At 72.0% G+C, this 13,851-nt stretch carries 15 protein-coding genes, 2 tRNA genes and 1 pseudogene; 6 read left to right on the forward strand and 12 right to left on the reverse strand.

Features of this window, described 5'->3' with window-relative positions; all coding sequences use genetic code 11:
• Nucleotides 1-130 precede the first annotated feature (130 nt).
• From mtnC to VB738_RS06095, 4 genes and pseudogenes are all read right to left on the reverse strand, one after another.
• Nucleotides 131-838 (reverse strand): acireductone synthase, encoded by a 708-nt coding sequence (gene mtnC / locus VB738_RS16430; RefSeq protein ID WP_416233161.1) that lies wholly within the window; start codon nucleotides 836-838, stop codon nucleotides 131-133.
• Nucleotides 839-892: 54 nt separating this feature from the next.
• Nucleotides 893-1,480 (reverse strand): annotated as a pseudogene (mtnB, locus tag VB738_RS16435) (methylthioribulose 1-phosphate dehydratase); the annotation flags it as partial.
• Nucleotides 1,481-1,523: 43 nt separating this feature from the next.
• Nucleotides 1,524-2,372 carry a DNA-formamidopyrimidine glycosylase gene (locus VB738_RS06090; protein ID WP_323304918.1) on the reverse strand — a complete coding sequence of 283 codons (849 nt, stop codon included), beginning with the start codon at nucleotides 2,370-2,372 and terminating at the stop codon, nucleotides 1,524-1,526.
• Between the two features lie 43 nt (nucleotides 2,373-2,415).
• On the reverse strand, nucleotides 2,416-2,625 hold the full coding sequence (locus VB738_RS06095) for a photosystem I reaction center subunit IV (RefSeq protein ID WP_106220233.1): 210 nt from the start codon (nucleotides 2,623-2,625) through the stop codon (nucleotides 2,416-2,418).
• A gap of 128 nt (nucleotides 2,626-2,753) precedes the next feature.
• Between VB738_RS06095 and VB738_RS06100 the strand changes: the two genes are divergently transcribed.
• Nucleotides 2,754-3,797: a hypothetical protein gene (locus VB738_RS06100; RefSeq protein WP_323304919.1), complete on the forward strand. Its 1,044-nt coding sequence runs from the start codon at nucleotides 2,754-2,756 to the stop codon at nucleotides 3,795-3,797.
• A gap of 91 nt (nucleotides 3,798-3,888) precedes the next feature.
• Nucleotides 3,889-5,385 (forward strand): ATP-dependent DNA helicase RecQ, encoded by a 1,497-nt coding sequence (locus VB738_RS06105; protein WP_323304920.1) that lies wholly within the window; start codon nucleotides 3,889-3,891, stop codon nucleotides 5,383-5,385.
• 22 nt (nucleotides 5,386-5,407) lie between these two features.
• Here the strand turns inward: VB738_RS06105 and VB738_RS06110 are convergent, their stop codons facing one another.
• From VB738_RS06110 to VB738_RS06135, 6 genes are all read right to left on the reverse strand, one after another.
• The gene (locus VB738_RS06110) at nucleotides 5,408-6,421 is read right to left on the reverse strand and encodes a LysM peptidoglycan-binding domain-containing protein (RefSeq protein WP_323304921.1); all 1,014 of its coding nucleotides are present in this window, start codon (nucleotides 6,419-6,421) and stop codon (nucleotides 5,408-5,410) included.
• A gap of 58 nt (nucleotides 6,422-6,479) precedes the next feature.
• The gene (locus VB738_RS06115; protein ID WP_323304922.1) at nucleotides 6,480-7,883 is read right to left on the reverse strand and encodes an aldehyde dehydrogenase family protein; all 1,404 of its coding nucleotides are present in this window, start codon (nucleotides 7,881-7,883) and stop codon (nucleotides 6,480-6,482) included.
• 57 nt (nucleotides 7,884-7,940) lie between these two features.
• Nucleotides 7,941-8,525 (reverse strand): hypothetical protein, encoded by a 585-nt coding sequence (locus tag VB738_RS06120; protein ID WP_323304923.1) that lies wholly within the window; start codon nucleotides 8,523-8,525, stop codon nucleotides 7,941-7,943.
• A 47-nt stretch (nucleotides 8,526-8,572) separates the two neighbouring features.
• A complete protein-coding gene (locus tag VB738_RS06125) occupies nucleotides 8,573-9,310 on the reverse strand; it encodes a GAP family protein (RefSeq protein WP_323304924.1) in 738 nt (245 codons plus the stop codon).
• A 114-nt stretch (nucleotides 9,311-9,424) separates the two neighbouring features.
• Nucleotides 9,425-9,496 (reverse strand) — tRNA-Thr (locus tag VB738_RS06130).
• A gap of 10 nt (nucleotides 9,497-9,506) precedes the next feature.
• Nucleotides 9,507-9,588 (reverse strand) — tRNA-Tyr (locus VB738_RS06135).
• A gap of 71 nt (nucleotides 9,589-9,659) precedes the next feature.
• On the opposite strand from VB738_RS06135, the gene aroQ reads away from it, so the two are divergent.
• Both aroQ and VB738_RS06145 read left to right on the forward strand, forming a co-directional pair.
• Nucleotides 9,660-10,115 (forward strand): type II 3-dehydroquinate dehydratase, encoded by a 456-nt coding sequence (aroQ, locus tag VB738_RS06140; protein ID WP_323304925.1) that lies wholly within the window; start codon nucleotides 9,660-9,662, stop codon nucleotides 10,113-10,115.
• Nucleotides 10,112-10,720 carry a tRNA-(ms[2]io[6]A)-hydroxylase gene (locus VB738_RS06145; RefSeq protein WP_323304926.1) on the forward strand — a complete coding sequence of 203 codons (609 nt, stop codon included), beginning with the start codon at nucleotides 10,112-10,114 and terminating at the stop codon, nucleotides 10,718-10,720. The genes aroQ and VB738_RS06145 overlap by 4 nt, the downstream gene beginning before the upstream one ends.
• A gap of 33 nt (nucleotides 10,721-10,753) precedes the next feature.
• On the opposite strand, the gene VB738_RS06150 is transcribed toward VB738_RS06145, so the two are convergent.
• Nucleotides 10,754-11,323 (reverse strand): acireductone dioxygenase, encoded by a 570-nt coding sequence (locus tag VB738_RS06150; RefSeq protein ID WP_323304927.1) that lies wholly within the window; start codon nucleotides 11,321-11,323, stop codon nucleotides 10,754-10,756.
• A gap of 99 nt (nucleotides 11,324-11,422) precedes the next feature.
• Here VB738_RS06150 and VB738_RS06155 point away from each other — a divergent pair, with 99 nt between their 5' ends.
• Complete coding sequence (locus tag VB738_RS06155; RefSeq protein ID WP_323305174.1) at nucleotides 11,423-12,133, forward strand: precorrin-2 C(20)-methyltransferase; 711 nt, start codon at nucleotides 11,423-11,425, stop codon at nucleotides 12,131-12,133.
• 43 nt (nucleotides 12,134-12,176) lie between these two features.
• Entirely contained in the window at nucleotides 12,177-12,824 is a 648-nt protein-coding gene (locus tag VB738_RS06160; RefSeq protein ID WP_323304928.1) for a DUF4079 domain-containing protein, read from the forward strand.
• Here VB738_RS06160 and dusB read toward each other — a convergent pair.
• The gene (gene dusB, locus VB738_RS06165; RefSeq protein WP_323304929.1) at nucleotides 12,781-13,836 is read right to left on the reverse strand and encodes a tRNA dihydrouridine synthase DusB; all 1,056 of its coding nucleotides are present in this window, start codon (nucleotides 13,834-13,836) and stop codon (nucleotides 12,781-12,783) included. The genes VB738_RS06160 and dusB overlap by 44 nt on opposite strands.
• Nucleotides 13,837-13,851: the final 15 nt, after the last annotated feature.

The following is a 13,851-nucleotide window of genomic DNA, read 5'->3' on the forward strand; positions in this document are numbered from 1 at the left end:
AGGAGGGTGGCTTTTCTGTTGGCGTGTTTTGCGGGCAGCGATCCGAGGACCAGCGGCAGGGGTCAGGGGATAGGTCAAGCCCGCACGCTTGTTGCGGCCCAGTTCTGGATGGCTCTGTCGGTGAACAGAATCAGAGTTCGATCTCGGCAAGGCTCGTGATCGCCTCGAAGGAACCGGGGTCCTGTTCGGGGTTCTCCTGGCGCTGACTGAAACGTGTTGCCATGCCCGCGGTGCGGGCGGCTTCCAGCTCGGCCTTGACATCACTCACAAACAGGATCGCTCGGGTCTCAAGCCCCATGGCGGCGGCGATGGCCCGGTAGCTGGCGGCCTCGCCCTTGGCGCCGGTGGTTGTATCGAACCAATGGCTGAACAGGCCGCTCAGATCGCTGGCGTTGCTGTGCCGATAGAGAAGCTTCTGGGCCTTCACCGATCCAGAGGAGTAGACGGCCAGCTCTACCCCGGCGCCTCGCCAGGCCCGCAGGGCCGGAGCCACATCGTCGAACAGGGGGCAGCGCAGTTCGCCGCTGGCATACCCCTCGTCCCAGATCAGCCCCTGCAGCTCCTTCAGGGCCGGCAGCTTGCGGTCCTGATCGATCAGGCTCTGAAGGAAGCGAACTCTGCTGAGGTGGTTGACGGTCTCGCCTTGGATGCTGTTGCTGTCGGTGGCTGCCATGGCCGCATCGATCGCCGCAATCAGCGGGGCCAGCGCCGGATCGTTGGCCCCCTCCCGAAGAAAGGCATCGAGCCGCTCACGGGCATAGGGGAAAAGCACCTGGCTCACGAAGGGCACCGGGCAGGTGGTGCCTTCAATGTCGAGCAGCACGGCCTGGATGCCGATGGCCCTGGATGGCAACTGGCCCAGGGCCTCCAGCAGCAGCCGGCGCCAGCGCTGCTCCAGAAGCCACTCCAGGATCTCCAAGTGTCGACGGGCTTCGGCGAGGTCGCATCCCCAGGCGTAAAGACCGTGGCCGCCGATCAACAGGCCGTGGGGGGCGTCTCCCAGCAGCGGCCCGGCGCTGGCACTGAGCCGGGCCAGATCCTGGTCGTTGGCCAGCACCGGCAGCGCCACCCGTCGACGATGGCTGTCGATGCCCGCCAGTCCCTTGAGCATTTCCAGGTCCTGCAGCGGCAGATGGCCCGCGTCCCTCCCCTCCCCCAGACACCAGTCGGAAAGGATGGTGGCCGCGTGGGAATGGGTGTGCAGCACGGCACCGGCGCCGGTGCGAGCCACGATCTCCAGATGCAGAAGGGTCTCGGCACTGGCCCGACCCTCGCCCGCCACCACGTGCCCATCGGCGTCCACCTGGATCAGGGCTTCCGGAGCCACCGTGCCCTTGTCGACGCCGCTGGGGGCCATCAGCAGGATCAGAGGATCGCGCGCGAGAACGCAGCTGAAGTTGCCGCCGGTGCCGTCGCACCAGCCGCGCGCATGGATGGCCGCCATGGTCTGGCTGAGCTGTTCGGCGAGGGCGCTGGTCACGCGGGCTTGGGAACGAAGGGAAAGGCGGGGGCGGGCCCCCTGGTCAGCTCTGGCAGCGGGGGCACCAGTGGCTGCTGCGCCCCCCCAGCTTCTCGCGCAGGATCACCGTGCCGCAACGGCGGCAGGGGGACCCTGCGCGGCGATACACCCAGGCCTGGCCGCCGTAGTTGCCATTGGTGCCCTGCAGGTCCCGGAAATCACTGAAGGTGGTGCCACCAGCGCCGATGCTGGTCTCCAGCACCTCCACCAAGGCATCGCGCAGCCGCTCCAGGCGGCTCAGAGGCAGACGGCCGCTGGGCGTCTGGGGCAGAATCCCGGCCGCGAACAGGGATTCATCGGCGTAGATGTTGCCCACCCCCGCCACCAGCGACTGATCGAGCAGGGCGTTCTTGATCGGACGGCGTGAGCCCTGGAGCCGCTGCCGCAGGTGGGCCCCCGTGAACTCCTCCGCGAAGGGTTCGGGCCCCAGGTGTCGCAGGCCACCCATCACAACGTCAGCGTCCACCCCCGGGGGCACCCACCACATCTGACCGAAACTGCGGGTGTCGACAAAGCGCAGTTCTTCGCCGCCCCTGCTCCAGACCCGGACTCGGGTGTGGGAGCAGGGGGGACGGTCCTCCGCCAGCCACAGAAACTGGCCGGTCATGCGCAGATGGACCCCCCAGCGCCCTGCGGGGCTGCCGTCAGGGGCCAGGAGATCGGCCAGGAGGTACTTGCCACGGCGGTGCCACCGGCCCACACAAAGGCCCCGAAGCGCCCTGCAGAAATCGGCAGGGTCTTCGGGGCTGGCAATGGCGCGGGCTCGGAGCACGTCAACCCGGTCGATGACGAGACCGGACGTCTGATGCTCAAGCCCCCGGCGTACGGTTTCGACCTCCGGGAGCTCGGGCATGCCCGGGATCGTAGGGCTGGGCGTGGAGGGCCAGGAGCGAAGCTCAGGCCTTGACGAGTTCGCTTTCAGCGAAGTTGTTGGTGTTGATGCCGCCGTCGGAGCCGCTGTAGCCGTTGTAGTTCACTTTCTCGAAGCGAACCACGACCGGATAGCGGATGCCGGAGGTGTCAATCGAGGCCACCGTTCCCACTTCGTTGAACCAGTAGGACTCGGGACGCTTGATCCGTACTTTGTCGCCGCGGGAGATGGCCATCGCTGGGCTGGAAGGTCGGGTGGTCTGCGCAGCGACCCTACCGGCGATCAGGGGCCCGCGCCCGGACGATGTCACGGTTCGTTGCCGGCCCCGTGGCAGCATCCCCGCACCCACCGCCGGCTCCGCCGATGGTCCCGTCCATGGCCCTGCCCGAGGCCCCCCAGCTGCGCCTGGATCTGCCCGATCCGGAGAGCGACACCCTCAGCACGATGGAATTCCTGGCCCGCCTGGAGGAGGCCTGGGCGGTCTGCGACCGTTTCGATCTGCAGACCGAAATCTGGCGGGGCCGGATCCTGCGTTCGGTGCGCGACCGGGAACGCCGGGGCGGCGAGGGCCGCGGCACCGGCTTCCTGCAGTGGCTGCGGGAGCGGGAGATCAGCAAGACCCGGGCGTACACCCTGATCCAGCTGGCGGAGTCGGCCGACGGCCTGGTGGGCGAAGGCCTGCTGGAGGAGGCCAGCGTCAACAACTTCTCCAAACGGGCCTTTCTGGAGACGGCCCAGGCGGACCCGGAGGTCCAGCTGATGATCAGCGAAGCGGCCAACGAGGGTCAGCAGATCACCCGCAAGCAGGTGCGACGGCTCACCGACGAGTTCACCGCCGCCACGAGCCCCCTGCTGCCGGAGGAGATCCGCCAGCGCACCGCCGACAACCTCCTGCCCCCCCGGGCCGTGGCGCCCCTGGTGCGGGAACTGGCCAAGCTGCCCGAGGAGCAGCAGGACGACCTGCGTCGCGTGCTGCGGGACGAACCCGAGCTGGAGCGGGTCAAGGACGTGACCCTCACGGCCCGCTGGCTCAGCAAGGCGGCCGAGGCCGGCCTGGCGGTGCGGGCCTTCCAGCAGGGGAACCTCGACCTGGAGAAGGCCCTGCAGGAGGCCCAGCGCCTCGATGCCCTCGGCCTCCTGGCCGATGCGGTGGGCCAGGCCCAGGCTCTGGAGAGCGCCGTGCTCAAGCTGCACACCAGCTGGCGGCGGCTGGGGGGCCTGCAGGAGCGTCTCTGGGTGGAGAGCGGCAGCAGCACGCCCCATCTGCGGGAACTGCTCACCGTGCTGCAGAGCCTGAGCGGCACCACCATGCGGGTGTCCCTGGGCGAACTGGCCGGGGGCAAGCGGGTGCGCCTGCAGCTCGTGGAGGAGTCCCCCGACCAGCTGGAGCCGCCCCCGCTGCCTTGACGGGTTGCTGCACTGAAGTGGTGCTGAACTGAAGCGGCGCCCCCACATCTGGTGGGAGCTAGGGTCTGGTGGTACCAGCGGTGGAGTGAGCTTGGGGGCCGATCCCCTCACCGAGAGCCTGCGGCGCCATTTCGGCTGGGAGAGCTTTCGGCCCGGACAGCGGCCTGTGGTGGAGGCCCTGCTCGCCGGTCGCGACTGCCTGGCGGTGCTGCCGACCGGGGCGGGCAAGTCCCTCTGCTTCCAGCTCCCGGCCCTGGTGCGGGACGGCCTGGTGGTGGTCATCTCCCCCCTGGTGGCCCTGATGCAGGACCAGGTGAGCCAGCTGCAGGCCCGCGGCATCCCGGCGGCCTGCCTGCACCGGGGGCTGGACTCCGGGCAGCGGCGCCAGCTGCAGCAGCGCCTGGCGGCCAACCGGCTGCGCCTGCTCTACCTGGCCCCGGAGCGGGCCCAGGCGGAGGCCACCCGTCAGCTGCTCGACGAAGCCCTGGAGACCGGTCGGCTGGTGGCCCTGGCGGTGGATGAGGCCCACTGCATCAGCGCCTGGGGCCATGATTTCCGCCCCGATTACCGGCGCCTGGGCCAGCTGCGGGCCCTCTGTCCGGGGGTGCCGCTGGTGGCCCTCAGTGCCACCGCCGCCCCCCAGGTGCGGGCCGACATCATTCGCCTGCTCCAGCTGCGCCGACCCCTGGTGCAGGTGCGATCGGCCCGCCGCGGCAACCTCGCCTACACCATGCGGCGGCGCCCGGCCGATCCCCTGGCGGAGGTGGTCGCAGCGATCGGCGAGGCCCGCGGGGCGGTGCTGATCTACGCCCGCACCCGTCGCTCGGTGGAGCACTGGGCCGCGCGCCTGACGGCGGCCGGAGTGGAGGCGATCGCCTACCACGCCGGCATGGACCCCGAGAGCCGCCAGCTGGCCCTGCGCCATTTCCAGGAGCATCCAGCACCGGTGCTGGTGGCCACCGTGGCCTTTGGCATGGGGGTCGATCGGCCCGATGTGGGTCTGGTGCTGCACCTCGACCTGCCCGCCAGCGCCGAGGGCTACCTGCAGGAATCCGGGCGGGCCGGCCGCGACGGGCTTCCCGCCCGTTGCCTGGTGCTCTTCGATCCGGCCGATCGCACCAGCCTGGGTTGGGCGATGCGCTCCGCCGGCCAGCAGCTGCCCCCCGACCAGCGGCTGCTGGAGCGCCACCGGCTGGAACTGGCCCAGCAGCAGCTGCGGCGCATCGAGGCGGTGGCCGAAGGGGAGGGTTGCCGGGAGCAGGCTCTGCTCCTGACCGTGGGGGAGATCTCCCCGCCGTGCGGCCGCTGCGACAACTGCCTCTCGTCACCGTCCCGCAATGACTGGGCTCCGCAGGCGGCGGTGCTGCTCTCCGCCCTGGAGGACCGCAGCGGCCGCGACCTGCGCAGCCTGGCGGAGGACCTTGCCGGCGCCCACGGGGAGGAGGAACCCTCCTGGGCCTGGCTTGCCCGCCGCCTCGTACAGGAGGAACTGATCAGCGAGAGCGATGACGGGGCCCAGCGGCTCTACCTGCGTCCGGTGGGCCGCAGCTACCTGCGCGATCCCTGGCCCCTGCGCTGGTCGGCCTGAAGCATCGGCCCCACGCCGCCGCTCAGCTGCCGCGGGCCTTGCAGAGGTCGGAGACCAGCTGCTGCTCGAAATCGGCCTGGGGGTCATCCCAGCTCTTCCACTGCCCGGCCTGGCTGGTGGCATTGAGCTTGCGGGCGCTGCAGTTGACGGCCAGGTAGAGGGATTCCCCCTGGGAATTGAGGGTGGGGGCCACCATGCTGCCGCCCATCGGCTGCCAGTTGGCCCAGTCCACCTGCAGGGGGCCGTAGTTGCGCCAGTCGGGCTTGCTGGGGCTCGCCGCAGCCGTGCTGGCGGGCCGGGGGGCGGCCGCCACCGTGGCGGGCTGGGGCCGGGGCGTCGGCGTCGGGGTGGCCCGGGCGACGCTGGGGGCGGGGCGGCTGGCGGCCGGGGTCTGTGCCGGCGCAGGCTTGGCCGCCGGTTTCGGGGCGGGCGCCGGCTTCGCCGCCGCCGCGGGGCGGGCGGCCGGCCTGGGGGCGCTGGCTGGCTTCAGCCGCAGCCGGGTGCCGGATTCCACCAGATCGGGATCGCTGATGCGGTTGATGGCGATCAGCTGCTTCAGCGGAACCCCATAGGCGTCGGCGATCTGGGAGAGGCTCTCGCCGCTGCGGACCACGTGCTCGGAGGCCTTGCGGTTGACCTTGGCGACCGGGGCGGCGCTGCGGGAGGCGGCGGGCACCACCAGCTTCTGGCCGGCTTCGATGTGGTCCGCCTTGCTGAGGCCGTTGAGCTGCATCAGCCGGCTGACGGTGATGCCGTGGCGCTCGGCGATCTCGGAGAGGGTTTCCCCGGGGGCCACGGTGAGGCTGCCGCCGGAGGCCCGGGGTCGGGCCGCTCCCCCCGGCAACGTCAGGGTGCGGCCCGCTTCGACGAGATCCGGATCGCTGATCCCGTTCATCTTCATCAGGGTGGACACGCTCACCCGGTGGCGCGCGGCGATGTCGGAGAGGGTCTCACCGGGCTTGACGGTCACCTGGGCAGCCAGAGCCGGCAGCGGCAACACCATGGCTAGAGCCAGGGCGATGAGGGGGCGGCGCATGGGCACTAGGGATAGCTGATGGCACGTTAAGGGCCACGTCCAGGCCCGCCCAGCCCCCCTAGCCCATCAGACGACGGACCAGGCCGAGCTTGCCGGCGTAGGGGGGGAAGCGGATCGGGGGATCGGGCCGCAGCGACCGGCTGATCACGCTGCGCCGGTGGGAGAAGGTGAGGAAGCCGGCTTCCCCGTGGTAGGCCCCCATGCCGCTGGGGCCGATGCCGCCGAAGGGCAGGTGGGCCATGGCCCCCTGGATCACCGTGTCGTTGACCACCAGGCTGCCCGAACCGCTGCCCGCCAGCACCCGTTCCCGCTCCGCGGCGCCGCCGCCGAACAGATACAGGGCCAGGGGTGTCGGCTGCCGCCGCACCAGCCTCAGGGCCTCCTCCAGGCCCCCCACCGTCAGCAGGGGCAGGATCGGGGCGAACAGCTCCTCCTGCAGCAGCGGATCGTCGTCGGGATCGTCGACCGCCACCACGGTGGGTTCGATCCTCAGCCCGGCTTCGTCCCAGCGGCCGCCCAGCAGCACCTGGCCCCTGGCCTCGGCCCGGGCCAGCAGCCCCTGGAGTCGCTCGAAGCGGGCCGCTCCCACGAGGCGCCCGAGGTCGGGGCTGGCCAGGGGATCCTGGCCGTACAGGGCCCGGACCTGCTCGCGAAACGCCGCCACCAGGGCCTGCCGCACCCCGTCCGCCACCAGCACGTGATTGGGGGCCAGACAGGTCTGGCCGGCGTTGAGGCATCGCCCCCACAGCAGCCGCCGCGCCGTGATGGTGGGATCCGCATCGGCCAGAACGATCGCCGGGTTGCGGCCCCCCAACTCCAGGGTGACGGGGGTGAGATGGCGGGCGGCGGCGGCCATCACCAGCCGCCCCACCCGCTCGCCGCCGGTGTAGAGGATGTGGTCGAAGCGTTCCCGCTCCAGCAGCCCGGCGGCCACGGCCCCGTCGCCCCCCACCACCTGGACCACCGTGGGCTCGAAGTGGCGGCCCAGCAGCTCGGCCAGCAGGGCCGCGGAGGCTGGGCTGAGTTCGGAGGGCTTGACCACGGCCGTGTTGCCGGCGGCCAGGGCATGCAGCAGCGGGTGCAGGCAGAGCTCGAAGGGGTAGTTCCAGGCGCCGATGATCAGGACGCAGCCGAGGGGTTCGCTGTGCACCGCCCCCTGGCCGGGCCAGGCCCACAGGGGCAGGGGGTGGCGGCGGGGACGCATCCAGCCGGCCAGGTGGCGGCGGGTGTGGCGCAGCTCCTGGCGCAGGGCCCCCAGCTCGAGGCTGCCCTCCATCTCGGGACGGCCCAGGTCGCTGGCCAGGGCCGCCAGCATTTGCGGTTCCGCCGACTCCAGCAGGCGTGCCAGCCGCTGCAGCTGCTCCAGCCGCCAGGCCAGGGGCCGGGTGGTGCCCGCCTCGACGAAGGCGCGCATCGTGGCCACCGGCACCGTCAGGGGCGAGGGACTGGGCGGGGAAGACATGGGATGGCCCCTTTCGGCCCAGGCTGGCAAATCCTGCCCCGCCGGGTGCCCCGGCGTTCAGGGGCTGCCGCACCCGGCGAGGAACACGGCCCGCCGCAGGTTGTCGAGCCTGGGGGAGGCGGGTCCTTCGAGGGCGTAGAGCAGGGCCAGGCCCAGGCTGAGGTCGCCCCGGTCGAAGGTCCGCTGAATGGCGGCCCACCACACCTCCGGATCGGTGCCCAGACCTTCGAGCTCCCGCTGGGCTCGCTCCATCCGCTCGGCCGGATCGCCCTCCAGCAGGATGATGGCGAAGTCGTCCTTGCGGACGCCCAGGGGCCGCAGCAGCAGCACCAGCCGCTGGCCCGGGCGGATCGGGGCCAGCGGCCACGGGATCGGACCTTCAAGGGGCTCGCCCTGGAGGGCCCGCCGCTGCCAGAGCACCTCACCCTCCCGTTCAATCCGCACCTCCTCCAGGGGTTCGGTGCTCAGGATCGTGGGGGCCCCGATCGGGACGGCGGCCACTGCCTCGGCCCGGGTGTTGAGGGCCAGCCTGGGGGTCAGCACGCAGACCGTGGCGGCCAGCAGGCGAGATCCTGGGGGCAGCAGGGCCAGGGCCAGACCGAGACCGATTGCCAGGCAGGGCCGGCGCACGGCGGAGAACAACGGGATACCGAAGAACGGGTTGCTGTGACGCTAACGGTCTCCGTCGCTCAGCCGGCCAGCGTCATCAGGTTCAGCCCATGCAGCCCTTCGAACAGCAGGTAGGCGCCGAGCACAAGGGCGAGGACCCCCACGAGCCACTCGGCCTTGTGCTGCAGCCAGTCCTCCAGGCGCATGATCGGCTCCCGGATCGCACCGCCGCTCACCAGCCAGGCCAGGGGCGGCAGCAGCAGCAGGGAGCTGGCCATCAGGGTGAACAGGCCCGTCACCTCCGCGTCGGCCGTCAGGCCGGGGTCGTTGAGCAGCAGCAGGCCGGCCTCCTTGAGGTAGAAGACCAGGTTCTCCGGGGTGAGCAGGGCGCTGGTGGCACCGATCAGCACAAGGGTGAAGGTGCTGAAGTCGGGCAGCTGGTTCATCAGCCGCAGGGCCATCCCCTCCTCGCCAATGTTGGCCTGGGGCGTGAGCTGGTAGAGCCCCAGCCCGACGAGGGCGCCGGCCCCGAGCAGGTCGATCAGCACCTGCTCCCGCTCACCGTGGCTGAGGCTGATGGCGAAGGCCTCCCCGAGCACCATCAGCAGCACGATGGCCAGGGCATTGGCGGCCGCCCAGCCCGCCACATAGGCCATGGCCCGTTGCAGCGGCGAGCGCCCCAGCAGCAACAGGGTGACCACCGCGATGTGCAGGGGGCTGAAGGCGATGCCGATCCCGAACAGGGACGACTGGGTGATCAGGGCCGGTGAAAGGAGCGCGGGAACGCCGAGGCAGACGGGAGACAACAGGGGCGGCAAACGGACCGCCCGGGCGGCGGAGGTCCCGCATTCTCGGGCATGCTCCCGGCCCACCGCGAATGGAAGCTGGCCGCCACCGCAGGGTCGCCGGAGCGGGGAAGGGGCTGGGGGGAAAGCCCTTGACGAGACTTGAACTCGTGACCTCTCCCTTACCAAGGGAGTGCTCTACCGCTGAGCTACAAGGGCATGTGGAAGGTGGGCCGGGTTGGATTTGAACCAACGTAGGCAGAGCCAGCGGATTTACAGTCCGCCCCCATTAACCACTCGGGCACCGACCCGAACCACACCCTCAGAACTTACCAGCCGACCTTCCCGCCTCCTCCCTGCCCTTCCCCCTATCCCCTCCCCGATGCGCCTGCTCGTGCTCCACGGCCCCAACCTCAACCTGCTCGGCCAGCGGGAGCCGGGCCTCTACGGCAGCAACACCCTGGCGGCCATCGATGCCGCCCTGGAGCAGCAGGCCGCGGCGCTGGGGGTGGAGCTCACCTGCTTCCAGAACAACCACGAGGGGGCCCTGGTGGACCGCATCCAGGAGGCCGGAGGCCAGGCCGGCAGCCCGGCCAGCGACGGGATCCTGATCAACGCCGCCGCCTACACCCACACCTCGGTGGCGATCCGTGATGCCCTGCTGGCGGTGGCCCTGCCCTTCGTGGAGGTGCATCTCAGCAACACCCACGCCCGCGAGCCCTTCCGCCATCGTTCCCTGCTGGCGGACCGGGCCCTGGGGGTCGTCTGTGGCTTCGGCGCCACCAGCTACCGCCTTGCCCTCGAGGGCCTGGTGGCCCATCTGAGGGCCTCGGCGTGAGCGGCGCCCCGCCGGCCGCGGCGGCCCGGGTGAGGTGGCTGGCGGCCCCCAGCAGCGCCGCCTGGCTGGAGCAGGCCCTGGCCCACCCGGAGCTGCTGCTGATCGACCACGCCCACTGCGAGCGCAAGGCGGCCGGCGCCGCCCTGCAGCTGATGTTCCGCTACCCCTCCGACGGGGAGCTGGCGGCCGTGCTCAGCCCCCTGGCCCGGGAGGAACTGGAGCACTTCGAGCGGGTGCAGGCCCTGCTGGCGCGGCGCGGCGTCGGCCTGCGGGCCCTGCCAGCCCCGCCCTACGGCGCCGCCCTGGCCACCCTGGTGCGCCGCGCCGAGCCGGAGCGGATGCTCGACAGCTTCCTGGTGGCAGGTCTGATCGAAGCCCGCAGCCACGAGCGGATGGCCCTGCTGGCCGCCCACAGCCCCGATCCGGAGCTGCGGGATCTCTACGCCGACCTGCTGGCCAGCGAGGCGCGCCATTTCGGCCTCTACTGGGTGCTGTGCGAAAGGCGCTGGCCCCGGCCGCTGGTGGCCGACCGGCTCACGGCCCTGGCCGGGAGCGAGGCGGAGATCCTGGCCAGCCTCCATCCCCAGCCGCGCATGCACAGCTGAGCCCTGCCGTGCAGGCCCAGCTGAGCCGCCCGGTCAGGCCGCGGCGGCCAGGATCTCCTCCAGTAGCGGGAAGCGGGACGCGATCGGATCGCCGGTGAAGCTGGCCACCCAGCCGTCGCTGTTGTCGAAGAAGCGCAGGGCGCAGAAGGACGGGCGCTCGCCGGTGTCGAACCAGTGGCGGGTGCCGGCGGGCACCCCGATCCAGTCGCCCTGCTCACACACCAGCTGGAGCACCGCGTCGCCGATGTGCAGGCAGAAGAGCCCGCGGCCCTCCACGAAGAAGCGCACCTCGTCCTCGGCATGGGTGTGCTCGGAGAGGAACTTCGCCCGCAGCGCCTCCCGGTCCGGATGGTCGGGGCCGAGCCGGATCGCATCCACGGTGCGGTAGCCCCCCTCGGACTGCACCCTTGAGATCTCGGCGGCGTAGGCGGCCAGGATCGCGGCCTGGTCGGCGTCCGCCGCCAGGGAGGCCGGCGTGGCCCAGCGCTCGAAGCGCACCCCCCGGGCCCCGAGCTCCCGGGCGATCTCGTCGGCGTCGCTGCTGTGCAGCAGGGGGGAGCCGTGGCCGTCGCCGGCGGCGGAACGGATCACCAGGTGGGTCATCGGGGCGCTCCCGGGCGGTCGGAGGATCTGCAGCCTAGAAAGGTCTGCAGCGGACTTCCCCCCATCGCCGACCGTGCTGCCTGCGCCGGCCTCACCCTGGTGGGGGTGGGGCCCGGCGATCCCGACCTGCTCACCGTGGCGGCGGTGCGGGCCATCGAAACCGCCGACACCATCGCCTACCCGGTCGCCCGCGAAGGGGCCGAGGGGATGGCGGCCGGCGTGGCCGGCCCCTGGATCGGCGCCGGCCAGCGGCGGCTGCCCCTGGTGTTCCCGATGGTGGCGGCGGCCGAGCCCCGGCGGCAGGCCTGGCATGCCGCCGCCGACCGGCTGGCGGCCGAGGTGGTCGGGGGTCGGTCGGTGGTGCTGCTCTGCGAGGGCGACGTGTCGCTGTTCGCCAGCAGCAGCTACGTGCTGCTGGCCCTGAAGGATCGCCATCCAGCCCTGTCCGTGCGTCTGATCCCGGGCATCAGCGCCGTGGCGGCGGCGGCCGCCGCCGGGGCCTGGCCCCTGGCCCTCCAGCAGGAGGGGTTACTGATCCGACCCACCCCGGAGGAGCCCGGCCAGCTGGAGGACCTGCTGGCCCAGGCGGCGGCCGCTGGCTGGGTGCTGGCCTTGCTCAAGCTGGGGGGGCGCTGGCCCTGGGTGCGGCCGCTGCTGGCCGAGCGGGCCCTGCTGGCGGATGCGTTGTTCGCCCAGCGGGTGGGTTGGCCCGACCAGCGGCTCTGCCCGGCGGCCGAGGTGCCCGCCGCCGAAGTCCCCTATTTCTCCCTGCTGCTCATCCGGCAGGGGTGGCCCCCGGTGCTTCCATGACCGTTCGCGTTACGCCCCGCCCTTGCCGATGCCTGCCGCCGGGATGTCCGCCACCGGGATGACCGTCACCGACTGGTTCGCCTTGCTGCACCCGGTGCTGATCATCCTGTTTGTCTACCCCGTGGTGGGCGCCACCATCCGCCTGGGGATCCTGGCCCGGGAGCGTCGCCTCGACATCAACCCCCTGCCGCCCACGGTGGGGGTGGAGCACACCGACCATGGCCGCTGGGTGACCTCGGGCGTGGTGGTGGCGGTGCTGATCGCCATGGCAGCCACCTATGCCCGGGGGGGGGCCGTCGGCGGCCCCGGCCCCGGCACCGGCGCGGCCCTGCTGCTGGCCGGCGTGGGGTGCCTGGTGAGCTGCCTGGCGCTGTGGCGGGTGAAGGGCCCCTGGTTGCGGGCCGGTTTCGCCCTCATCTGCTGGCTGGGGCTGCTGACCCTGGGCAGCCAGCCGGCCCTGTGGCACCTGGGCCGCAGTCCCTTCGACGGGGGTGTGTGGGGCTCCCACTACTGGAGCGGGGTGCTGCTCTGCGGCCTGCTGCTGTTCGCCATGGCGGCGGCCCCCGAGACCCTGCGCTCCCCCCGGATGCGTCGGCTGCACGTCAGCGCCGCCTTCCTCACCGCCCTGCTGCTGGCGGTGCAGGCCATCAGCGGCAGCCGGGACCTGCTGGGCATGGCTCTGGGGCACTGATCTCCAGCTCCGCCTCCGCCCGATCCAGCAGGCCCAGGGCGCTCTCGAGGCTGGGGGCCACCATCAGCTCCCGGCGCAGCCGGGCGGCGCCGGCGAAGCCCTGGCAGGTCCAGCCGAGGTGCTTGCGGGCGATCAGCAGCCCCTGATCGCCGCGGGCGGCCACTAGGGCCTCCAGGTGCTCCCGGGCCAGGGCGATCCGGGCGTGGCTATCGGGCTCGCTCGGCAGGGGACGGCCGTCGAGGGCCGCGGCGATGCGCCCCACCAGCCAGGGGCGCCCCAGGGTCCCCCGCCCCACCATCACCCCGTCGGCGCCGGTGATCGCCAGGCAGCGCAGGGCGTCTTCCGGGCTGGTGATGTCCCCGTTGGCGATGACCGGAATCTGCAGCGCCGCCTTGACCCGCCCGATCGCGTCCCAATCGGCTTTGCCGGAGAACCCCTGCTCCCGGGTGCGGCCGTGCAGGGTGAGGGCGCGGGCGCCGGCGTTCTGCAGGGCCAGGGCGAAGCCCACCGGATCGGCGCTGGACCCGCACCAGCCCAGCCGGGTCTTCACCGTCACCGGCAGCCGCACCGCCGCCGCCACCGCCGCCACGATCCGCAGGGCCAGATCCGGCTGGCGCAGCAGGCCGCTGCCGCCCCCCTTGCGGGCGATCTTGCGCACCGGGCAGCCCATGTTGATGTCGATCAGCCAGGCCCCGGCGGCCTCGGCCCGGCGGGCCGCCTCGGCCATGGCGTCGGGCCGGTGGTCGAACAGCTGCACCGCGACGGGGCCGGGATCCTGATCGAGGGCCGCCATCTTGGCGACGCCGTGGCCCAGCTCCAGCGCCGTGGCATTGACCATCTCCGTGAACAGGAGCGCATCGGGGGCCCAGCGGCGCACCAAGGCGCGGAAGATCCCGTCGCTCACCCCCGCCAGGGGCGATTGCAGCACCCGGCAGGTGAGCAGCCGGTCGGTGCCATTGCCCGCCAGCTGCAAGGGGCCGGTGGGGCAGGGATGGGGTGCGGGACTGGGCATGCTGGTGTCACTCTC

Origin of the sequence: Cyanobium gracile UHCC 0139, from assembly GCF_034931325.1 — a bacterium.
Classification (GTDB): Bacteria; Cyanobacteriota; Cyanobacteriia; order PCC-6307; family Cyanobiaceae; genus Cyanobium; species Cyanobium gracile_B.